Annotated in this window: 21 protein-coding genes; 13 read left to right on the plus strand and 8 right to left on the minus strand. The window is 68.5% G+C overall.

Going from position 1 to position 20,876, the window contains the following annotated elements; translation table 11 throughout:
- Positions 1-13 precede the first annotated feature (13 nt).
- The 5 genes from HF024_RS03630 to HF024_RS03650 all read left to right on the plus strand — a co-directional run bounded on the left by HF024_RS03630 (position 14) and on the right by HF024_RS03650 (position 4,665).
- Positions 14-736 carry a sugar phosphate isomerase/epimerase gene (locus HF024_RS03630; RefSeq protein ID WP_168690755.1) on the plus strand — a complete coding sequence of 241 codons (723 nt, stop codon included), beginning with the start codon at positions 14-16 and terminating at the stop codon, positions 734-736.
- A complete protein-coding gene (locus tag HF024_RS03635) occupies positions 733-1,842 on the plus strand; it encodes a Gfo/Idh/MocA family oxidoreductase (RefSeq protein ID WP_168688672.1) in 1,110 nt (369 codons plus the stop codon). Before HF024_RS03630 ends, HF024_RS03635 begins: the two co-directional genes overlap by 4 nt.
- On the plus strand, positions 1,839-2,939 hold the full coding sequence (locus HF024_RS03640; RefSeq protein ID WP_168688673.1) for a Gfo/Idh/MocA family oxidoreductase: 1,101 nt from the start codon (positions 1,839-1,841) through the stop codon (positions 2,937-2,939). Before HF024_RS03635 ends, HF024_RS03640 begins: the two co-directional genes overlap by 4 nt.
- Complete coding sequence (locus HF024_RS03645) at positions 2,936-3,976, plus strand: sugar phosphate isomerase/epimerase family protein (protein WP_168688674.1); 1,041 nt, start codon at positions 2,936-2,938, stop codon at positions 3,974-3,976. Before HF024_RS03640 ends, HF024_RS03645 begins: the two co-directional genes overlap by 4 nt.
- A 101-nt stretch (positions 3,977-4,077) precedes the next feature.
- Positions 4,078-4,665, plus strand: coding sequence for a pentapeptide repeat-containing protein (locus tag HF024_RS03650; protein WP_168688675.1), 588 nt, complete (start codon positions 4,078-4,080; stop codon positions 4,663-4,665).
- 3 nt (positions 4,666-4,668) lie between these two features.
- Here HF024_RS03650 and HF024_RS03655 read toward each other — a convergent pair whose 3' ends face one another.
- Together HF024_RS03655 and HF024_RS03660 are read right to left on the minus strand one after the other, a co-directional pair.
- Complete coding sequence (locus tag HF024_RS03655; RefSeq protein ID WP_168688676.1) at positions 4,669-5,340, minus strand: ABC transporter ATP-binding protein; 672 nt, start codon at positions 5,338-5,340, stop codon at positions 4,669-4,671.
- A 19-nt stretch (positions 5,341-5,359) separates the two neighbouring features.
- Positions 5,360-6,913, minus strand: a complete 1,554-nt coding sequence (locus HF024_RS03660) for an ABC transporter permease (RefSeq protein ID WP_168688677.1) — start codon at positions 6,911-6,913, stop codon at positions 5,360-5,362.
- A 178-nt stretch (positions 6,914-7,091) separates the two neighbouring features.
- On the opposite strand from HF024_RS03660, the gene HF024_RS03665 reads away from it, so the two are divergent.
- The 6 genes from HF024_RS03665 to HF024_RS03690 all read left to right on the plus strand — a co-directional run bounded on the left by HF024_RS03665 (position 7,092) and on the right by HF024_RS03690 (position 12,513).
- Positions 7,092-7,847 carry a response regulator transcription factor gene (locus tag HF024_RS03665; RefSeq protein WP_247597404.1) on the plus strand — a complete coding sequence of 252 codons (756 nt, stop codon included), beginning with the start codon at positions 7,092-7,094 and terminating at the stop codon, positions 7,845-7,847.
- Complete coding sequence (locus tag HF024_RS03670) at positions 7,844-9,406, plus strand: HAMP domain-containing sensor histidine kinase (protein ID WP_168688679.1); 1,563 nt, start codon at positions 7,844-7,846, stop codon at positions 9,404-9,406. The genes HF024_RS03665 and HF024_RS03670 overlap by 4 nt, the downstream gene beginning before the upstream one ends.
- Complete coding sequence (locus tag HF024_RS03675; RefSeq protein ID WP_168688680.1) at positions 9,403-10,179, plus strand: alpha/beta hydrolase; 777 nt, start codon at positions 9,403-9,405, stop codon at positions 10,177-10,179. Before HF024_RS03670 ends, HF024_RS03675 begins: the two co-directional genes overlap by 4 nt.
- Positions 10,180-10,434: 255 nt before the next feature.
- Positions 10,435-10,950, plus strand: coding sequence for a 50S ribosomal protein L10 (gene rplJ / locus HF024_RS03680; RefSeq protein ID WP_085371184.1), 516 nt, complete (start codon positions 10,435-10,437; stop codon positions 10,948-10,950).
- A 60-nt stretch (positions 10,951-11,010) separates the two neighbouring features.
- Positions 11,011-11,397, plus strand: a complete 387-nt coding sequence (gene rplL / locus HF024_RS03685) for a 50S ribosomal protein L7/L12 (RefSeq protein WP_085371183.1) — start codon at positions 11,011-11,013, stop codon at positions 11,395-11,397.
- Positions 11,398-11,871: 474 nt separating this feature from the next.
- The gene (locus tag HF024_RS03690) at positions 11,872-12,513 is read left to right on the plus strand and encodes a class I SAM-dependent methyltransferase (RefSeq protein ID WP_085371182.1); all 642 of its coding nucleotides are present in this window, start codon (positions 11,872-11,874) and stop codon (positions 12,511-12,513) included.
- Positions 12,514-12,560: 47 nt separating this feature from the next.
- Here the strand turns inward: HF024_RS03690 and HF024_RS03695 are convergent, their stop codons facing one another.
- A complete protein-coding gene (locus tag HF024_RS03695; RefSeq protein WP_168688681.1) occupies positions 12,561-14,087 on the minus strand; it encodes an amino acid permease in 1,527 nt (508 codons plus the stop codon).
- Between the two features lie 92 nt (positions 14,088-14,179).
- Between HF024_RS03695 and HF024_RS03700 the strand changes: the two genes are divergently transcribed.
- Both HF024_RS03700 and HF024_RS03705 read left to right on the plus strand, forming a co-directional pair.
- Positions 14,180-14,647 (plus strand): MarR family transcriptional regulator, encoded by a 468-nt coding sequence (locus tag HF024_RS03700; protein WP_085370975.1) that lies wholly within the window; start codon positions 14,180-14,182, stop codon positions 14,645-14,647.
- An 85-nt stretch (positions 14,648-14,732) separates the two neighbouring features.
- Entirely contained in the window at positions 14,733-15,971 is a 1,239-nt protein-coding gene (locus tag HF024_RS03705; RefSeq protein WP_085370976.1) for an MFS transporter, read from the plus strand.
- A gap of 214 nt (positions 15,972-16,185) precedes the next feature.
- On the opposite strand, the gene HF024_RS03710 is transcribed toward HF024_RS03705, so the two are convergent.
- The 5 genes from HF024_RS03710 to HF024_RS03730 all read right to left on the minus strand — a co-directional run bounded on the left by HF024_RS03710 (position 16,186) and on the right by HF024_RS03730 (position 20,776).
- Positions 16,186-17,193, minus strand: a complete 1,008-nt coding sequence (locus tag HF024_RS03710) for a LacI family DNA-binding transcriptional regulator (RefSeq protein WP_085370977.1) — start codon at positions 17,191-17,193, stop codon at positions 16,186-16,188.
- A gap of 15 nt (positions 17,194-17,208) precedes the next feature.
- The gene (locus HF024_RS03715) at positions 17,209-17,457 is read right to left on the minus strand and encodes a hypothetical protein (protein ID WP_085370978.1); all 249 of its coding nucleotides are present in this window, start codon (positions 17,455-17,457) and stop codon (positions 17,209-17,211) included.
- Between the two features lie 4 nt (positions 17,458-17,461).
- Positions 17,462-18,376, minus strand: coding sequence for a carbohydrate ABC transporter permease (locus HF024_RS03720; protein WP_168688682.1), 915 nt, complete (start codon positions 18,374-18,376; stop codon positions 17,462-17,464).
- Complete coding sequence (locus HF024_RS03725) at positions 18,376-19,410, minus strand: sugar ABC transporter permease (RefSeq protein ID WP_085370980.1); 1,035 nt, start codon at positions 19,408-19,410, stop codon at positions 18,376-18,378. The genes HF024_RS03720 and HF024_RS03725 overlap by 1 nt, the downstream gene beginning before the upstream one ends.
- A gap of 82 nt (positions 19,411-19,492) precedes the next feature.
- Positions 19,493-20,776 (minus strand): ABC transporter substrate-binding protein, encoded by a 1,284-nt coding sequence (locus tag HF024_RS03730; RefSeq protein ID WP_168688683.1) that lies wholly within the window; start codon positions 20,774-20,776, stop codon positions 19,493-19,495.
- Positions 20,777-20,876: the final 100 nt, after the last annotated feature.

Consider the following 20,876-nt stretch of genomic DNA (forward strand, 5'->3'; position numbering starts at 1 on the left):
GTCCAACCTGTCCGTGCAGCTCTACACCGTTCGGGAGCTCCTGACCGACGACACCGTCGGCACCCTCAAGCGCATCGCAGACCTCGGGTTCACCCAGGTCGAGCCGTTCGCCTTCCTCTCCTTCGGAGACGACCTCCGCCGTGGTCTCGAGGAGGCCGGCCTGTCGGCACCCACCACCCACCAGGGCTTCATCGGCGGCGACCTGGAGCCCGTGTTCGAGGCCGCCAAGGCGCTCGGCATCGAGACCGTGATCGATCCGTACGTGGCTCCCGAGCGCTGGCAGACGGCGGAGAGCGTCGACGAGATCGCCGCTCAGCTCAACGAGGCGGCAGAGGTTGCCGCCCGTTACGGCGTCCGCGTCGGCTACCACAACCACGCGCACGAGCTCGAGAGCACCATCGACGGCGTCACCGCGCTCGAATACTTCGCGGGCAAGCTCGCCCCCGAGGTCGTCCTCGAGGTCGACACGTACTGGGTGGCCGTCGGCGGGCACGACCCGGTCGAGCTTCTCGGCACGCTCGGCGACCGCGTCGTCGCTCTGCACATCAAGGACGGCCCGGGCACAACGGAGACCAAGGACCAGGTCGCCGTCGGCCAGGGCTCGCTGCCGATCGAGCAGATCATCGCCGCAGCCCCCGCCGCCCTCCGCGTGATCGAGCTGGACGACTCCCGCGGCGACCGTTTCGAAGCCGTCGCAGACAGCTTCGCGTTCCTCACCTCGAAGGGTCTCGCATGAGCGCGGGCAAAGTCGGCGTCGGCGTGATCGGCGCCGGAGTGATCAGCACCGAATACCTCACCAACCTCACCAGCTTCCCCGACCTGGATGTGCGGTTCGTCGCCGACATCGACGAGGCGCGGGCCAAGGCGCAGGCCGAGAAGTTCGGCATCGCAGGCTCCGGCTCCGTCGCCGACCTGCTCGCCGACGACGACATCGAGATCGTCGTCAACCTCACGCTGCCCAAGGTGCACGTCGAGGTGGCGCTGCAGATCCTGGATGCTGGCAAGCACGTCTGGAGCGAGAAGCCGTTCGCGCTCGACCGCGTCAGCGGCACCGCGCTGCTGGCTGCCGCGCACGAGAAGGGGCTGCGCGTCGCGACGGCGCCGGACACCTTCCTCGGCGCGGGCATCCAGTCGGCCCGCCGCCTGGTGGAGAACGGCACGATCGGGGCGCCGCTCACCGCGCTGACCCTGATGCAGAGCCCCGGCCCGGAGTCGTGGCACCCGAACCCGGACTTCCTGTTCCAGGAGGGTGCCGGTCCGCTGTTCGACATCGGTCCGTACTACCTCACCGCCCTGGTTCAGCTCTTCGGTCCCGTCGCGCGCGTGAGCGCCGTCGCGTCGAAGGCCAAGGAGTCCCGCGTGATCGGGTCCGGACCGCGCGCCGGCGAGGAGTTCGCAGTCACCGTTCCCACGCACGTCAGCGCCCTCTACGAGTTCGAGAGCGGCCAGACGGCGCAGAGCATCTTCAGCTTCGACTCCAAGCTCGGCCGCACGCAGTTCGAAGTCGCCGGGGTCGAGGGCACGCTCGTCGTCCCCGACCCGAACACCTTCCAGGGCGACCTGATCGTCCACGGCGCCGACGGCATCGAGACGCTGCCGGCCACGGGTTCGACCTCGAGCAGGGGAACGGGCGTCGTCGAGCTGGCCCGCGCGATCCGCGCGGGAGTGCCGGAGCGTGCATCCGGAGAGCAGGCGTACCACGTGCTCGACGTCATGGTCTCGACCATCGAGGCCGGCCTCGCCGGAGCCCCGGTCGACGTGCAGAGCACCGTGCAGGTCGCCCCCGCGCTGCCGGAGGACTGGGACCCGCGCGCTGCCACCCTCGGTCAGGCGGCTGAATGACGGACACGGCGGCAGGGCCGCGGCTGAAGGTCGCGATCGTCGGCGGCGGGTTCATGGCGGAGGTCCACTCCCGCGCCGCCCGCAACGCGCGAGCGGAGCTGGCGGGCATCGTGTCGTCGACGCCGCAGAAGTCGGCGGTGGCGGCTGAGACGCTTGGCATCGAGCGCGCATACGACTCGCTCGACCAGGTGCTCGCCGACGACACGATCGACGTGGTGCACGTCTGTACGCCGAACGCGCTGCACGCCGAGCAGGCGGCGGCTGTGCTCGCTGCGGGCAAGCACGTGGTCTGCGAGAAGCCGCTCACCACGACGGTTCCGGATGCGGAGGCGCTCGTCGCCGCCGTCGGCGACCGCACCGCGACGGTGCCGTTCGCGTACCGGTTCCACCCGATGGTGCGCGAGGCGCGCGACCGGTTCGCCTCCGGCGCCGCCGGCCGTGTGCTCACCGTGAACGCGTCGTACCTGCAGGACTGGCTGCTCGGCGCCGACGACGACAACTGGCGCGTCGACTCGGCGGCGGGCGGGCGTTCCCGCGCCTTCGCCGACATCGGCTCGCACCTGGTCGACCTCGTCGAATTCGTCAGCGGAGACAGGGTGTCCAGGGTGTCCGCCACGAAGAAGACCTTCTTCACCGAGCGGGCGTCGCACTCGTCGATCACCACCGAGGATGCGGTGGCCGTCGTCATCGAGACGCGGTCCGGCGGTCTCGGTACGCTGCTGGTGTCGCAGGTGGCGCCGGGCAGGAAGAACAGGCTCCTCCTCGAGATCGCGGGCAGCGCGGAGAGCGTCGCCTTCGATCAGGAGCAGCCGGAGACGCTGTGGATCGGCAAGCGGAAGGGCAGCATGCTCGTCCCGCGCGACGCCGATCAGCTGAGCGCAGACGCCGCGCGGCTGTGTGTCGTGCCGTCCGGGCATCCCCAGGGATACCAGGATGCGTTCAACGCGTTCGTCGCGGACACGTACGCGGCCATCGCCGGGGCGGACCCCGACGGCCTGCCGCGGTTCACCGACGGGCTGAGGGCCGTGCGGGTCACGGAGGCGGTGCTCGACTCCGCGGAGTCCGGCACCTGGATCGAGATGGGAACAGAAGAATGACAGACAGCGCGAACGCCGGCGAGTACGCCAGCACGCACCCGGTGACGCTGTTCACCGGCCAGTGGGCCGACCTCACCCTCGAAGAGGTCGCCAGGTACGCGAGCGAGTGGGGATACGACGGGCTCGAGATCGCCTGCTCCGGCGAGCACCTCGACGTGTGGCGTGCGGCGGAGGACGACGACTACCTGCAGGGCAGGATCGACATCCTGGACAAGTACGGCCTCAAGGTCTGGGCCATCTCCAACCACCTCAAGGGCCAGGCGGTCTGCGACGACCCGATCGACTTCCGCCACCAGGCGATCGTCGGCTCGAAGGTGTGGGGCGACGGCGACCCCGAGGGCGTCCGCCAGCGTGCGGCAGAGGAGCTGAAGCTCACCGCCAAGGTCGCGCGCAGGCTCGGCGTCGACACAGTCGTCGGGTTCACCGGCTCCAAGATCTGGCCATACGTCGCCCAGTTCCCGCCGGTGCCCGCCGCGGTGATCGACGCCGGATACCAGGACTTCGCCGACCGGTGGAACCCCATCCTGGATGTGTTCGACGGGGAGGGCGTGCGCTTCGCCCACGAGGTGCACCCGTCCGAGATCGCCTACGACTACTGGTCGAGCGTCCGCTCGCTGGAGGCCATCGAGCACCGTGAGGCGTTCGGCTTCAACTGGGACCCGAGCCACATGATGTGGCAGGACATCGACCCGGTCGGCTTCATCGTCGACTTCAAGGACCGCATCTACCACGTGGACTGCAAGGACACGCGGCTGCGCCCGAAGAACGGTCGCGCCGGCGTGCTCGGCTCCCACCTGCCGTGGGGAGACCCGCGCCGCGGCTGGGACTTCGTCTCCACCGGCCACGGGGACGTGCCGTGGGAGGACTCCTTCCGCGCGCTCACCTCCATCGGATATACCGGACCCATCTCGATCGAGTGGGAGGACGCGGGGATGGACAGGCTGCACGGCGCCAAGGAGGCCGTCGGCTACATCCGCTCCCTGCTCTGGAAGCAGCCGACCGCGTCGTTCGACGCCGCGTTCAGCAACCAGGACTGACCTCGTCTCAGCTCCATCCCACCGGCCGTCGGCGCGCAAGCGTCGGCGGCCGGTGCTTGGATGGGGTCATGGTCGACAGCCGAGAAAACGCCAGAACCCCTATGACCGAGACCACGGTCAGAGGAGAGGACTGGTACGGCCGCGACCTCGACGGCGCCGAGTTCGAGCGGGTCGAGTTCATCGACGTCGACATGACGGAGCTGACCAGCTCCGGCGCGGTATTCACCGAGTGCACCTTCCTCAACGTCAAGTTCAACGTGAGCAGCCACACCGAGTCCGCGTTCGTGAACTGCACCTTCACGCGCTGCAACTTCTTCGACACCACGTTCACCAGGTGCAAGCTCACCGGCAGCCAGTTCGACGGCTGCGAGTTCGGCATCCTGAAGGTCGACGGCGGCAACTGGTCGTTCGTCAGCCTGCAGAAGGCCGAGCTGCGCGGTGCGGACTTCACCGGTGTGCGCCTGCGCGAGGCCGACCTCGGCTACGCCCGCTGCGTGGACGCCACCTTCGCGGACTGCGACCTCTCCGCCGCGTGGTCGGAGGGAGCCGACTTCAGCGGCGCGACGCTGCGGGGGAGCGACCTCACCGGCCTCGACCCGCGCACCGCGACCCTCCGCGGCGCGATCGTGGACGACCGCCAGGCCGTCGCCCTCGTGGAAGCGCTCGGCCTGGTGGTCCTGCCGTCCTGATCGTCAGGCGACCTCTTTCACCTGCCCGTGCTTGATGTGCAGCCGGCGCTGCGCCCGCTTGGCCACCGCAGAGTCGTGGGTGACGATCACCAGCGTCAGGCCGCGGTCGCGCCAGAGCCCTTCCAGGAGGTCCATGATCTCGTCGCGGGTCTCCTCGTCCAGGTTGCCCGTCGGCTCGTCGGCGAGGAGAACCCCGGGGTTCTTCACCAGGGCGCGCGCGATGGCGACGCGCTGCTGCTGACCGCCGGACAGCTCGGACGGCAGGTGGCTGCCGCGGTCGGCGAGCCCCACGGACGCGAGGGCCTCTGCGGCCCGGCGCTTCCTCTCCTCTGCGCTCATCTTGAGGGGAGCGAGCGCGGTCTCCACGTTCTCCTGCGCCGTCAGCGTCGGGATGAGGTTGAAGCCCTGGAAGACGAACCCGATCTCCGTGGCACGGATGGCGGTGAGCTTGCCGTCGCCGAGACCGGACAGGCTCGCCTTCTCCAGCTCGACCGATCCGGTGGTCGGCCGGTCGAGGGCGCCGAGCATCTGCAGCAGGGTCGACTTCCCCCCGCCGGTCGGTCCCTGGATCGCGACGAGCTGCCCATCCGGGATGTGCAGGGTCACGTCGTTGAGGGCGACCACCTCGCGCTTGGACTGCGAGTACTTCTTGGTGACGTTCGTGAGTGTGTACACGTTCTCTCCTCTGGATGGCTCAGGCGACGGAGCGGAGGGCGGCCGCTGGACGGAGACGGGATGCGCGCCAGCCGCCGATGGCTCCGGCGAGCAGGCCGCCGATGACGGCGAGGCCCACGGCGATGACGATCACCCAGACGGTGACCGGGGCGTGCAGGGCGATGTCTGTCGTCGCGTTGGCCGCGGCCGTGCGGGCGCCGGCGAAAGCGCCGCCTCCGCCGAAGCCGCCCCCGCCGAAGCCGCTCCCCGTGCCACCGGTCCTCGCGCCTCCGCCTGTCCGGGCGGCCGCCTCCACTGCGGTGCTGCCGACCCGGCCGGACAGGGTGGGCGAGACGATGTTGACGATGAGGACGCCGATCAGGCCGACGGCCACGCCGATCACACCGCCGATCAGGCCCTGCACCACGGACTCGCCCGCCACCTGGCCGACGATGCGGCCGTTGGACCAGCCGATGGCCTTGAGGGTGCCGAACTCACGGGTGCGGCGCGTGACGCCGGAGATCGTGAAGAGGATCGCGATGAGGAAGGCAGCGGCGAGCACGATGATCGACAGCCAGGTTCCGAGGTTGGCGATCAGGTCGCCCGCTGTTCCGAGCGAGCCGGAGACACTGGATGCGAGATCCGCCTGGGTGCTGACGGTCGCCTTCGGGAGCGCCGCGCTCAGGTCCGTCTTGATCTGGCCGATGTCGCTGGCCGACGACGCCGTCACGTAGACGGAGCTGATCTTGCCGGTCTGGCCGGACAGTTTCTGGGCGACGTCGAGCGGGATGTATGCGTTGGCCGCCGTGGTCGAGTCGCTGCCCGTGGCGGCGACGATGCCGACGACCTTGAAGTCCGTGCCGCCGATGGTCACGGTGTCTCCGACCGCCTTGCTGCCGGTCTTGGCGTACGCCTGGTCGAGCACGACCACGTCCTTGCCGGCGTCGGACGCCGTGAACGCGCGCCCGCTGGACAGCGTCACCGAGGAGAGCGGGCCGACCGACTTGCCTGCCGGGTCGAGTCCGAGCACGGAGAAGGAGTCGACGCTGAACGAGCTTCCGCCCGCACCGTCCGCCCCACCAGTCGGCGCCGGGCTCGGAACGGCCGCTCCTCCGCCTGTGCCGCCGGCCTGCCGCTCCTCGCGCAGCTGCTGGAAGTTGGGGAGCGTGCCGGAGAAGCTCGTGTTGGTGAGCGAGAGCACCGCGGCAGCGGCCGACACGTTCTGGACCTTCTTGACCGTCGTCAGCGTTGTCGCATCCATCACCGTGGCGCCGCGGGTGGGTTCGAGGCGGGAGGTGTTCACCGTGCGGCCTGCTCCGGTGTCGGTTCCCGCGCCCGCGCCGAAGTCGAACCGCGGTCCTCCGCCCTGCGCCTGGCCGGTGGTGGCGTTCTGCGCGGTGGCCGGCTCGCTGACGGTGATGTCCGTGCCCACGCCGTAGACCGACTGGAGCACGCTCGCCTGCGCGGCCTTCACCCCGGCGGAGACGGAATTGACGATGATGACGAGCGCGATCGCGAGGGCCATGCCGACCGCGATGATCACTGTCTGTTTGCGGCGATTGATGAGCTCGCGCCGCAGATAAGTCCCGAACATTGTGCTTCCGTCTCTCTCGGGGTGGTCAAGGGGGCGATCTGGACGTTAGGAGCGTGGAATTGGGCACGGCTATGCCGTGGCTATGGTTTGGCTGTGGGCCGCTTCCGCCCCTCACAGATTTCCCATAGCTTTCGCATAGCCGACATCAAGAGCGCTCCTCATAATGGGAAAGGTGACCATGAACTCGCGTGCCGCCTCCGGCACCACCAGCCACCCAAGAAGCCTCCTGCGCCGCGCGGACGGCAGCGCGATCCGCGTGCTCGTCGTCGACGACGAGGCCACGCTGACGGACTTGCTCTCGATGGCCCTGCACTACGAGGACTGGGACGTGAAGACCGCATCCAACGGCCAGCAGGCGCTGCAGCTCTCGCGCGAGTTCAAGCCGGACGTCGTCGTGCTCGACATCATGCTCCCCGACATCGACGGACTGCAGGTGCTGTCCAGGATGCGCGCGGACGGCAACGAGGCTCCCGTCCTCTTCCTCACCGCGAAGGACTCGCTGGACGACCGCATCGCCGGGCTCACCGCCGGGGGAGACGACTACGTCACCAAGCCGTTCAGCCTCGAAGAGCTGGTCGCCCGCCTGCGCGGCCTGCTGCGCCGCTCGCGCGCCGCCGTCGCCGACGAGAACGACCCCGTGCTGATCGTCGGCGACCTCGTCCTCGACGAGGACAGCTACGAGGTGCACCGCGACGGCCAGCAGATCCAGCTGACCGCCACCGAGTTCGAGCTGCTGCGGTTCCTGATGCGCAACCCGCGCCGTGTGCTCAGCAAGACCCAGATCCTGGACCGCGTGTGGAGTTACGACTTCGGCGGGTCGTCCAGCGTTGTCGAGCTCTACATCTCCTACCTGCGCAAGAAGATCGACTCCGGCAGGGCGCCGATGATCCACACGGTGCGCGGCGCCGGCTACATGGTCAAGGCGGCGCAATGACGTCAGCCCGCGCGACGGGCACACCGACAGAGTCCGGCGGGCGGTCGCTCTTCTCGCGCATCCGGCCGTTCCGTTCCTGGACCATCCGCAGCCGCGTCGTCCTGGTGGTCGTCGCGATGCTCGCCGTGCTCGGCGCGGTGATCGGCACGATCAGCGTCGTCGCTCTGCAGAGCTACCTGATGACCAGGCTCGACGGGCAGCTGACCAGCGCGGTCGCACGCGGCCAGAGCGCGGCGGACCGGGCGTACGGCCCGGCGCCGACCGGCCCGGACGCGACCCGGATCGTGAACACCCCCGGCCAGCCGGTCGGGACGTTCGGCGTGGTGCGCAGCGGCAGCATGCTGCTCTACCCGGCCATCCTCGGCACCCGCCCATCCGGATCGTCGACCGATCCGGCAGCACCGCAGGTGGTCACCATCGCGACCAGGGACCTCATCTCCATGCCGGCGGACGGCAAGCCGCGCACGGTCGACCTCGGCTCGTCGCTCGGCGAGTACCGGGTGGCCGGCGCCGAGCTCATCAACGGCGACAGCGTCATCATCGGCCTCCCGCTCAGCGAGGTGAACGCCACGGTCTCTCAGCTCACCCTGGTGATCGCGCTGGTCACGCTCGCCGGGCTGATCTTCGCGTTCCTGATCGCGAGCTTCGTCGTGCGGCTGGCGATGCGCCCGCTCGCGCGCGTGGCGGGCACCGCCCAGCAGGTGGCGGAGATGCCGCTCGACCGCGGCGACGTCGCCCTGTCCGTGCGCGTCCCGGAGGCGGACACCGACCCGCACACCGAGGTCGGCACCGTGGGATCCGCCCTCAACCGGATGCTCGGGCACGTCGCCTCCGCGCTGACCGCCCGCCAGGCGAGCGAGCAGAAGGTGCGGCAGTTCGTCGCGGACGCCAGCCACGAGCTGCGCACGCCGCTCGCCTCCATCCGGGGCTACGCGGAGCTGACCAGGCGCTCGCCGCACGAGCTGCCCGCCGACGTCACGCGGTCGCTCGGCCGGATCGAGTCGGAGGCCACCAGGATGACCTCGCTGGTGGAGGACCTGCTGCTGCTCGCCAGGCTCGACGAAGGCCGCGAGCTCGACCGCGATCCGGTGGACCTCTCCATGCTGCTGATCGACGCGCTCAGCGACGCGCACGCCGCCGGGCCGGACCACACCTGGTCGATCGTCCTGCCGGACGAGCCCGTCGAAGTGATCGGCGACCAGCCCCGCCTGCACCAGGTGGTCACGAACCTGCTGGCGAACGCGCGCGTCCACACGCCGGAGGGCACGCAGGTGATCGCCGAGCTCGCGGTCGACGAGGCGGCAGACCGCGCGATCATCTCCATCACGGACGACGGCCCCGGCATCCCGGACGAACTGCGGTCGACCCTGTTCGAGCGGTTCGCCCGCGGAGACAGCTCCCGCAACCGTGCCACAGGCTCCACCGGTCTCGGCCTCGCCATCGTGAGCGCGGTGGTGGATGCGCACGGCGGCGAACTGACCGTGCGGAGCGAGCCGGGAGAGACCATCTTCTCCGTCTCGCTGCCGCTCGCGCATCCGGACGGGGAGGAGAAACCGTGACCCCGGGCATCCTGGCCACCGCCACCTACGGCCGGGTGGATGCGCCACCGCTGCTGTTCATCCGCGCCCTCCCCGCCGAGGTGGCCAACCCGCGCGGTGTCGACCGCATCCTGGAGCGCCTGATCCTGCGCGGTCCCGCCGGCGTCAGCCGTGTCCACGCGGTCGGGCGACCCGCGTACCTGCCCACCGACTTCGACATGCCCGAGATCGCCGACATCTACGCCCGCTATCTGCGCGAGCACTTCGACCGCCCCGTCGCGCTGATGGGCCTGTCGACGGGGGCGAGCGTCGCGCTGCAGCTCGCCGCCGACCACCCGGCGCTCGTGAAATCGCTCGTCGTCGCCGCAGGCTCCGGACGACTCAGCGCGCGCGGCAGGGCCATCCAGCGCCGCTACGTCTCGCTGCTCACGGCCGCCGACCGGCGCGCGTACGCCGAGCTGGCCAGCGCCACCATGAACTCGAGACACTTCGACGGGGTGGTCAGGCTCGCCAGCAGGATCGCTCCCAAGCCGGACGACCCGGAGAGTCTGATCGCGCTCGTCCGCGCCGAAGACCGCTACGACATGCTCGGCCGGGCGGACCGCATCACCGCTCCCACGCTCATCCTGTCCGGTGAACGCGACGTGTTCTACCCGCCGACGCTGGGACGGGAGACCGCGGAGCGCATCCGGCGCGCCAGCCAGATCGTCTACCGTGGCCGTGCGCACGGCGGGGTGCCGCTGCACCCGCACTTCGCGCGGGACATCGCCGGATTCCTCAGCGCGCACGCGTGAGCAGCGGCTTCGCCGGCCGGATTTGCGCGAGCACCGCGCATCCCGTACGCTGTACGAAGCCAAAGACCGCTGGTTGTCGTGCTCGCACGACGAGAAGTTCCACTCAGGTGGGCGCCCGCGCAGGTGTATGAAGCAGTTCTCGCAGGTTCTCCTGCGTCGCCAGCTCCGTGCCTCTGCGCCGGAGCTTTTTTCATGCCGGCGGTCTGGGCGCACATCGCTCCCGCGGTGTGCGACGTAGATATAGAGGAGTAGGCCATGGCGAACAAGGAAGCCACGGTTGCCGAACTCGAGAACCTGTTCACGAGCTCGACCGCCGTTCTGCTGACCGAGTACCGCGGTCTCACTGTTGCTCAGCTCAAGACGCTGCGCAAGTCCATCAGTGAGCACGCGACGTACGCCGTGGTGAAGAACACGCTGACCAAGATCGCTGCCAACAAGGCCGGGATCTCGTCGTTCGATGAGGAGCTCGTTGGCCCCTCCGCGATCGCTTTCGTCCACGGTGACCCTGTCGCCGTCGCGAAGTCGCTGCGTGACTTCACCAAGGCAAACCCTCTCCTGGTGGTCAAGGGCGGTTACTTCGACGGTAACCCGCTGACCGCAGAAGAGGTAGGCAAGCTCGCCGACCTCGAGTCCCGTGAGGTTCTGCTGGCCAAGCTGGCCGGCGCCTTCAAGGCCTCGCTGTTCGGAGCCGCATATCTGTTCAACGCACCGCTGTCGCAGGCCGTTCGCACGGTCGACGCGCTGCGTGAGAAGCAGGAGTCCGCTGCGTAATCCATCCCCCGGGATGCGTTACCAGCGGTGAGTACACGAGAAAAATCTAAGGAGAAAATCATGGCAAAGCTGTCGACTGACGAGCTGCTCGAGGCGTTCAAGGAGCTCACCCTGATCGAGCTCAGCGAGTTCGTGAAGAAGTTCGAGGAGACCTTCGAGGTCACCGCCGCCGCCCCCGTCGCCGTTGCTGCGGCCGGTGCAGGCGCTGCCGCTCCCGCGGAAGAGGTCGAGGAGAAGGACTCCTTCGACGTCGTCCTCGAGGCTGCCGGTGACAAGAAGATCCAGGTCATCAAGGAGGTGCGCGCCCTCACCAGCCTCGGCCTCGGTGAGGCGAAGGCCCTCGTTGACGGCGCTCCGAGCACCGTGCTCGAAGGCGCCAACAAGGAGACCGCAGACAAGGCAAAGGCACAGCTCGAAGAGGCTGGCGCCACCATCACCCTCAAGTAGTCGGCGCCCCATCGGGGCTCTTTCTACCGCAGGCTGACTGCCGTAACGCGACGCGGACTCCTCGCAAGACGAGTATCCGCGTTGTGAAGGGCGTCGCCCCCGCAACGGGGCGACGCCCTTCGTGCGTTTAACGACGCCGATCGACGTGGATGCTCGACCACCCACCGCGTCCGATCGCGCCTGCTTGCGTGCATCGGTGTGCAAGGACGCACAACCGTAAGGAAGAACCACGATGAACCGATCCAGGTGGCGTGCATACGCCGCATACTGGCGCGACCTGACCGTCGCAACCTTGTCGGGTGAGACGAGGGAGAGCTCAGCTCACCCGCCGGATCTCTACCGCAGCACCGCTCTGTACGAGCGGTTCCTGCGGTAGCCCCCGACCCCATGAGAACGCCCCCGGTTCCTGTGTCCATCGCAGGTGGCCGGGGGCGTTTCCCTTTTCTCGGTAGACCTTCTCTCTAGACTGCTGGCATGACCGAGCATCCGGATGTGATCGCCACCAGGAACGCGTACGACACGGTCGCCGTCGACTACGCGGCGCTGCTGCGGGACGAGCTGGCGGGGAAGACGCTCGACCGGGCGATGCTGGCCGCGTTCGCGGAGCACGTCGTGGCGGACGGCGGGGGAGAGGTGGCCGACCTGGGCTGCGGTCCTGGACGGGTGACGGTGCACCTCGCCGGGCTCGGGCTCGACGCGTTCGGCATCGACCTGTCTCCCGCGATGGTCGAGGTCGCCAGGGAGAGCTATCCGGAGCTGCTGTTCGAGGTGGGCACGATGGCGGCGCTCGACCTCCCGGATGCTGCGCTCGCCGGCGCGGTCGCCTGGTACTCGATCATCCACACGCCGCCCGAGCGGCAGCACATCCTGTTCGCGGAGTTCGCCAGGGTGGTGCGGCCCGGCGGGTGGCTGCTGCTGGCGTTCCAGGTGGGCGACGATGTCGTCGCCCTGCGGCATGCGTACGGCCACGACCTGGAACTGGATGCGTACCGTCAGTCGCCCGACCGCATCCGGAACCTGCTGACCGACGCGGGCTTCACCGAGCACACCCGCCTCGTGCGCGCCCCCGAGCATCCCGAGAAGGTGCCCCAGGCCTACCTGCTGGCCCGCCGCTGACCCCGAGATGCCAGTAACTGCTGCGCATCCCGGGCGTTTCGCGACAGTTACTGGTATCTCGGCGGCTCGGGGGTGGGGATGGGGCCGGTGGGGGTGAGGTCGGCGGCGGAGGGAAGCGCGCGGGCGGCCCTGGCCGCGGCGACGAGGGCGACGCGGCGGCGCACGCCGAACCAGCCGAGGACGAGGGCGGGGATGACGACCACCACCGCCGTGCCGAAGGTGAACGTGCCGGTGGGGTAGTCGAGCAGGATGAGGACGGCGACCGTTCCGAGGAAGCCGAGCGTGAGGTACGCCGTGAACGGCGCTCCCGGCAGCCGGAACGACGGGCGCCGGACGAGGCCGACGACGGAGAGCCTGCGCAGCCGGATCTGGCACAGCACGATCACACCCCACGCCGTGAGGGTGCCGAGCGCCGTGAGGTTGATGCCGATCTCGAACGCGTCCTCAGGGACGACGGCGTTGAGCCCCACGCCGAGCAGCGCCATCGCGCCGGTGATCAGGATGCCGCCGTACGGCACCCCGTGCCTGCTCAGTTTCGTGGTGAAGACCGGGGCGGTGCCGCGGAGCGCGAGCGACCGCGCGATGCGACCGGTGGAGTAGAGGCCGGCGTTGAGCGACGAGAGGGCAGCGGTCAGGACGACCATGTTCATCACGACGTCCGCCCCCTCGACCCCGATGGAGGCGAAGAACGTGACGAACGGGCTCGTGCCCTTCTCGAACGCGGTGTACGGCAGGAGCAGCGACAGCAGGGCGATCGAGCCGACGTAGAACAGGGCGATGCGCAGGATGACCGAGTTGATGGCGCGGGGCATCGTCTTCTGCGGTTCCGGGGTCTCTCCCGCCGCCGTGCCGACGAGCTCGATCGCCCCGTAGGCGAAGACGACGCCCTGGATGACGAGAACAGCGGGGAGCACGCCGTTCGGGAAGAAGCCCCCGCTCTCGGCGAAGAGCGCGAAGCCGGGGGTGCGCCCGTCGATGGGGGTGCCGAAGACGACGAAGAGGATGCCGATGACCAGGAACGAGACGAGGGCGGCCACCTTGATGATGGAGAACCAGAACTCGAGCTCGCCGAACACCTTCACGGACAGCAGGTTGAGCAGCAGCACCACCACCAGGGCGGCGAGGGCGAAGATCCACTGCGGCACGATGGCGAAGAACTCCACGTACGTGCCGAAGAACGAGAGGTAGAGGGCGATGGCCGTGATGTCGACGATGGCGATCATCGCCCAGTAGATCCAGTACGACCATCCGGCCACGAAGGCGAGCTTCTCCCCGAAGAACTCCCTGGCGTACGAGACGAACGAGCCGGAGTCCGGCCGGTGCAGCACCAGCTCGCCCAGCGCGCGCAGGATGAAGAACGCGAACAGGCCGCAGATCGCGTAGACGATGAGCAGGCTCGGCCCGGCGGAGGCCAGGCGTCCGCCTGCGCCGAGGAAGAGACCGGTGCCGATGGCCCCTCCGACAGCGATCATCTGGATGTGGCGGCGCTTGAGGCCCTTCTCGTACGAGCCTGCGTCGTCCTGAGCGGCGAGCAGTTCGGCGGTCTCGTGCGGGGTGCGTCGGGTGCTGGGCATCTGAACATTAAACACGAAACTAAAACGTAGGCATTTGAAATACTGAAACGAAATCAGTTGATTTATATAGCGTGGCTATATATAATCGAAGCATGACACACAGCACCCCCAGTGATCTCCGGGAGACCCTCGGCGACCTCGTCGTCGCGAGTCACCGGCTGACACGCCTCGCCGCCCGCGTCACGGGCAACACCGAGTCGCCCGCCACCTGGCGCACCCTCAGCGTCCTGCAGTCCTCCGGCGCCATGCGCCTCGGCGAGCTCGCCGCCCACAGCAGGGTCTCGCAGCCCACCATGACCAAGCTCGTCCGCAACCTGGTCGAGGCGGAGTGGGTCAAGCGCATCGCAGACACCGACGACGCCCGCGCCTGGCAGATCGCCGTCACGCCGAAGGGCGAAAAGGCGCTGCAGAACTGGCGAGACGAGCTCTCGGGCGCCCTCGTGCCGATGTTCGACGACCTCACGGACGACGAGCTGGCCGCCCTGCGCGCCACCGTGCGCATCATCGGATCGCGCGTCGGCCTCGCCGCACCGGCCGAGGCGCTCGCCACCGCCCCGTAGCGCATCCCTCGCCGCCGTCGTCCGCACACCCGGCACCGTCACCACTTCACGCTTCCCCACCGACCAATCGGAGCCCATCACCTCTATGTCCCACGACAAACCAAGCAACCTCCTCAAGCAGCCGAGTGCCGTCTGGGCCGTCGCCTTCGCGTCGGTCATCGCCTTCATGGGCATCGGCCTCGTCGACCCGATCCTCCCCGCCATCGCCAAGAGCCTGGAGGCCACCCCGACGGAGACGGAGATGCTGTTCACCAGCTACCTCCTGATCACCGGCATCGCGATGTTCTTCAGTAGCTGGATCTCCAGCAGGATCGGCGCCAAGAAGACGCTGCTGATCGGCCTGGCGCTCATCGTGCTGTTCGCGCTCGCCGCCGGTCTCTCGCAGAACGTCGAGTCGATCATCGGCTTCCGCGCAGGATGGGGGCTCGGCAACGCGCTCTTCATCTCCACCGCCCTCGCCACCATCGTGGGAGCGGCGGCCGGAGGCACGTCGTCGGCGATCATCCTGTACGAGGCGGCTCTCGGTCTGGGCATCGCGATCGGTCCGCTGCTCGGCGGCCTGCTCGGCAGCTGGAGCTGGCGCGGACCGTTCTTCGGCACAGCGACGCTGATGGCGGTCGGCTTCATCGCCATCGTCCTGATGCTGAAGAAGTCGCCGGAGAAACCGCAGCCCACCAGCATCTCCGCGCCGTTCAAGGCGCTCGCCAAGCCGGCGCTCGGCTTCCTCGCCGCTGCCGCCCTGTTCTACAACATCGGGTTCTTCGTGCTGCTCGCGTACACGCCGTTCGCCCTGGTGCCGCTCGGGATGGGCAGCGCGATCTCGCTGGGACTGGTCTTCTTCGGCTGGGGCGTCGCCCTCGCGATCACCTCGGTCTGGGGCGCACCGCTGCTGACCAGCAGGCTGCCGCGCACCAGGGTGCTCTGGATCGTGATGCCGCTGCTCGCCATCGACCTGGCCGTCGCCGGGCTGCTGATCGGCTCGCTCGTCGGACTGATCGTCTGCGTGATCGTCGGCGGTCTGCTGCTCGGCGTGCTGAACACGGTGCTCACCGAGTGCGTGATGGAAGCGACGGACCTGCCGCGCTCCGTCGCATCCAGTGCGTACTCCGGTGTGCGCTTCCTCGGCGGCGCCATCGCCCCGCCGGCGGCGACCCTCCTGGCCGACACGATCTCGCCGGCCACCCCGTTCTTCGCCGGTGCCGTCTCCGTGCTGGTCGCGGTGATCCTGGTGGTGGTCGGCCACCGTCACCTCAAGCGCGTCGACGGCGTCGAGGAGACCACGATCGAAGAGGCGGAGGCCGTCTCGATCGGAGACGCCGCCTAGCGCGAACGCGCGAGATTTCGAAGAGCCGCCCTGTTCCTAGGCAGGGCGGCTCTTCCCGTTCCCGAGTTAGGTGCTCGAGAACAGGCGACATCGACAGCAGTTGATCGCGCCTACCCGAAAGGCACGATCAGCCGGACGTTCGCTCGGCTATTCTTCCAGATCGGTCAGCGTGCGACCTACCACGTTGTACTGCCGCGCGTGTCGGGATGCGCGCTCAGCGCGGCGGGCAGGTGGAACCACGCAGCTTCAGCGTCGCGGTCGACCGCACGGACCGGCTGCGCGGCTGGCCGCCTGCCAGCTCGTCCAGCAGGATGCGCGCGGCGACGGAACCCTGGTCGAACGGGTCCTGCGCCATCGTCGTCAGCTGGAACGACGCGGCGAAATCGTGGTCGTCGATCCCGATCACGGACAGGTCGCCCGGCACCGACAGACCGTGGTCCGCCGCGGCAAGCATGGCGCCCATCGCCATCTCGTCCGAACCGGCGAAGACCGCCGTCGGCCGGGGGCCCGGCCGGTCGAGCAGGGCGTTCATCGCCGAGCGCCCGAGCGGAAGGGAGAACCCGCCCGGGATGACCCACTCCGGACGCACGGGGAGGCCCGCATCCCGCATCGCCTGCTGAAAGCCGTGCAGGCGGCCGATCGGGACCTGCCTGTTCAGGCCCTCCTCGTCCTCGCCGCCGATGTGCGCGATGTCGGTGTGACCGAGCCCGATCAGGTGCTCCGTCGCGGTGCGCGCCGTCGCGCGCTCGTCGATGCCGACGCTGCGCAGGCCCTTGACCGGGCCGCCGACGACGATGGTGGGGTGGCCGAGCGAGGCGAGCTGGTGCCGCTCATCCGGCGTGAAGTCGAGGCAGAGGGCGAGCAGAGCATCCGTCCTCTTGCGCAGGATGCTGCGGTGGAAGACCCGCTCCCTGTCGCCGCGGTGGCCGCCCAGGTTGAACAGGATCATGTCGTAGCTGGCGGAGCGCAGCTCGGCGTCCACGCCCTCCAGCACGGAGGTGTAGAACCAGCGGCTCACAGACGGCACGACGACGCCCATCGCCAGCGTTCGCCCGCTCGCCAGCCCGGAAGCGCTCGACGACGCGACGTAGCCGAGCTCGTCCGCTGCCCTCCGCACCGCGGCACGCGTCTTGTCCGACACGTTCGGCAGCCCCCGGAGCGCGCGCGAAACCGTCGCGGTCGAGACGCCCGTCGCGCGCGCGACCTCGTCGATCCCTGCCATGCCGTTCCCCGTCGGTCAGGAGCCCTGGTGGGGCTGAGTGACGCGCTCCCCGTCCTCCGCCGGCAGGCGCGAGGCGACGATGCGCCGCCGCGCCTGCCAGAGGAGTACGAGGATGAGGACGAGAGCCAGCAGCGTCAGCGCCCAGCCGAGGGCGTCGACACCGGTCAGCTCGCAGACGATCGTGACGATCAGGAACGCGAACGCGAAGAACCCGGCGATGCCGATGCCGACATCGACCAGTTCGAGCGAATCGTCCCAGCGCATGTGATCAGCCTTTCACACCACCGGCGGTGAGCCCGGCGACGATACGGCGCTGGAAGATCAGCACCAGGATGACCAGAGGGACCGTCACGATCGTTCCTGCCGCCATGACGGCGGTGTACGGCTCCTGGTGCGGCTGGCTGCCGGCGAAGGAGGCGATGGCGACGGTGACGGGCTGCGTGGCGTCACTCGACAGCTGGCTGGAGATCAGGTACTCGTTCCACGAGGAGATGAACGCCAGGATCGCTGTCGTGAAGACGGCGGGAGCCGCCAGCGGGAGGATGATCTTCCGGAAGGCCTGAGCCTGCGTGCACCCGTCGATCCTGGCCGCCTCCTCGAGGTCCCACGGCATCTCGCGGAAGAACGAGGTGAGCGTGTAGACCGTGAGCGGCAGCACGAACGAGATGCTCGGGATGATCAGAGCCTGGTACGTGCCCATCCAGCCGATGTTCGTGAACAGCTGGAACAGCGGCGTGATGAGCGCGACGCCCGGGAACATGGATGCGCCGAGGATGAGCCCCAGCACGATGCCCTTGAACCGGAAGTCGAGGCGGGCGAGCGCGTACGCGGCGAACGTGCCGACCAGCAGGGCGATGATCGTGACGCAGGCTCCGATGAACAGCGAGTTCAGGAGCGCCTGGCCGAGATGGTTGCCGAGCTTGGTGGAGAACGCGGTCGCGTAGTTGTCCCAGGTGAAGTGGGTGAACCACGGCGTGGTGTCGAACGTGAAACCGACATCGCGGAACGAGGTCACGACCATCCAGTAGAACGGGAGGAGGCACCACAGCACGATGATGATCGCGCTGACGCCGGTGCGGATGCCCGCGTTGCGCTGGCGCGACTTCGCCTTGGACCTCTGCTTGGTGCGGGGGAGTGCTTTCGCCTCCGCTGTGGCCGCTGCCGGGCCTGCGACGGTGGTCATCACTTCGCTCCCTTCTGCTGGGCTTCCTGCGTTCTGACCACGTTGGTCCCGAGGAACCTGACGAAGATGAACGCGACGAGGAAGATGAGGATGAACGTGATCGTCGACAGGGCGGAGGCGCTGTTGAAGCCCTGCCTGATCTGATCGACCACGAGGATCGAGAGGGTGGTCGTGGCATTACCGGTGCCACCACCTCCGCCGGTGAGAATCGCTGGCAGGTCGTAGATGCGGAGGGCGTCGAGCACGCGGAACAGCACGGCCACGAGGAGCGCGGGCTTCACCAGCGGCATCGTGACCCGCCAGAACCGCTGCCAGGTGGTGGCGCCGTCGACCTTGGCGGCCTCGTACACCTCCTCCGGGATGATCTGCAGTCCGGCCAGGATGAGCAGCGCCATGAACGGCGTGGTCTTCCAGGTGTCGGCGATGATCACCGCGAACCGGGATGCCCATTCGTCGCTCGTCCAGAGGATGTGCGCTCCGAGCACGGCGTTGGCGATACCGGCGACCGAGAAGATGAAGTACCAGAGCTTCGCGGTGACGGCGGTGGGGATGGCCCACGGCACCAGGATGGCGGCACGGACGAGGCCGCGGCCGCGGAACGTGCGGTTCATGATGAAGGCGAACCACATCCCGAGCACCGTCTCCAGGACCACCGTGGTGACGGTGAAGAAGAAGGTGACGAAGACGGCGTTCCAGAACTGCGATCCCAGGTTGCCGGGCGGGCAGGTGATGGTCTCGCCGTTCGGGCCTGCACACTGCTGGAACAGCCAGTGCGCGTAGTTCTGGAAGCCGGCGAAGCCGCCCTGGACGAACAGGCCGGTCGCCGGGTCGAGTCCGGCGTCCTTCTGGAACGACATGATGATCGCGCTCACCACCGGGTAGCCGATGACGATCGCGAGCAGGACGAGGGTGGGGAGGATGAGGTAGAGCGCCCAGCGACTCTGCTGACGGCGGTTCTTCTTCACCCCAGCGCGCACTTGCGGCGACTTGGGGCTGCGGGTTCCTGGCGGGGCGACGACGTTCGACGTTGACATGTGAGGCCTCCGAGACGATTTCAGGGGAAGAGGGACCGGGCGGCGGGAGAGTTCCCGCCGCCCGGTGGCTGCATCCGGTCGGTTATCCGGCGCTCGCGGTCTTGATGGCCGCAGCCATGTCCTTCAGCGCCTGGTCGACCGACTTGTCACCCTTCAGCGCTGCGTAGGAGTTGTCCTGCACCGCCTTGGTGATGGCCGGGTAGAACGGCGAGACGGGACGCGGGACCGCGTTCTCGATCGACGTCTTCAGGGTCGACAGGTAGGGCAGCTGGGTGTTCAGGCCGGCGTCGTCGTACAGCGACGACAGCACGGGTGCCAGCGAGCCCTGGGTCACGAAGAACTTCTGGGTCTCTTCGCTCTGCAGGAACTTCAGGAACGAGAACGCCGTCGCCTTGTGCTTCGAGTAGACGCTGATCGCCGCGTTGTGGCCGCCCAGGCTGGACACGCCGGGCTTGTCGGCGGTGACGCCGGGAAGCGGAGCGATGCCGAAGGTGTCCTTCACGGTCGAGCTTCCGTCGGTCTTGGCCAGGTTGTAGACGTACGGCCAGTTGCGCAGGAAGAGGAGCTTGCCTGCCTCGAACGCCTGGCGTCCCTGCTCCTCCTGGTACGTGATGGCCTCTGCCGGGATCTGCCCGTTCTTGAAGCCGTCCGTCAGCCGGGTGAGACCGGCGTTGGCTTCGGAGCTGTCCACGGTGACCGTCTTGCCGTCGTCGCCGACGATGGTGCCGCCGTTGGTGTTGATGGCTTCAGCCACGTTCACCGTGAGGCCCTCGTACTTGGCGAACTGCCCGGCGTAGCAGCCGATGCCCTTCGCCTTGGCGATGTCGCAGTCCTTGAGCATCTCGTCCCAGGTCTTCGGCGGGGTCGGCACGAGGTCCTTGCGGTAGTAGAGGATGCCGCCGTCCGAGGTCTGCGGCGCCGCGTACTGCGTGCCGTTGTACGTGCCGGACTTGACGGTCGGGGCCAGGAGCGCCGAGTTGTCCATCTTGAGGTCGCCGGTCAGCGGCTGCAGCCAGCCCTTGGCCGCGAACTCTCCTGTCCAGACCACGTCGACATCGACGACGTCGTATCCGGAGTCCTTGGCCTGGAAGTGCTGCACCAGGTCGTCGTGCTGCTGGTCTGCCTGGTCGGACTGCTCCTTGAAGGTGACCTTCTCGTCCGGGTGGGCCGCGTTCCACTTGTCGACGAGGGGGCGGACGACGTTCGAGTTGTCCTTGCCCTGGACGTAGGTGATCGGGCCTTTCGCTGTGAGGTTGGCGCTGGCGTCCCCGCCCCCGCTGCCCCCTGAACCACCACCGGTGCATCCCGCCAGCGCGAGGCCGACGACGGCCACTCCGGCGATCACCGAGAGACGTGCTGCTTTCATTTCACTCCTCGTTGAGCTCTTGGTGCGGACGCGGGCGCGCCCGAGACGGACGCTACCCCCGTCGTGGGGTGGAATGCAAGCGTTTACGTCAAGCGCTTGC

The sequence above is a fragment of the Leifsonia sp. PS1209 genome (assembly GCF_012317045.1).
GTDB lineage: Bacteria > Actinomycetota > Actinomycetes > Actinomycetales > Microbacteriaceae > Leifsonia.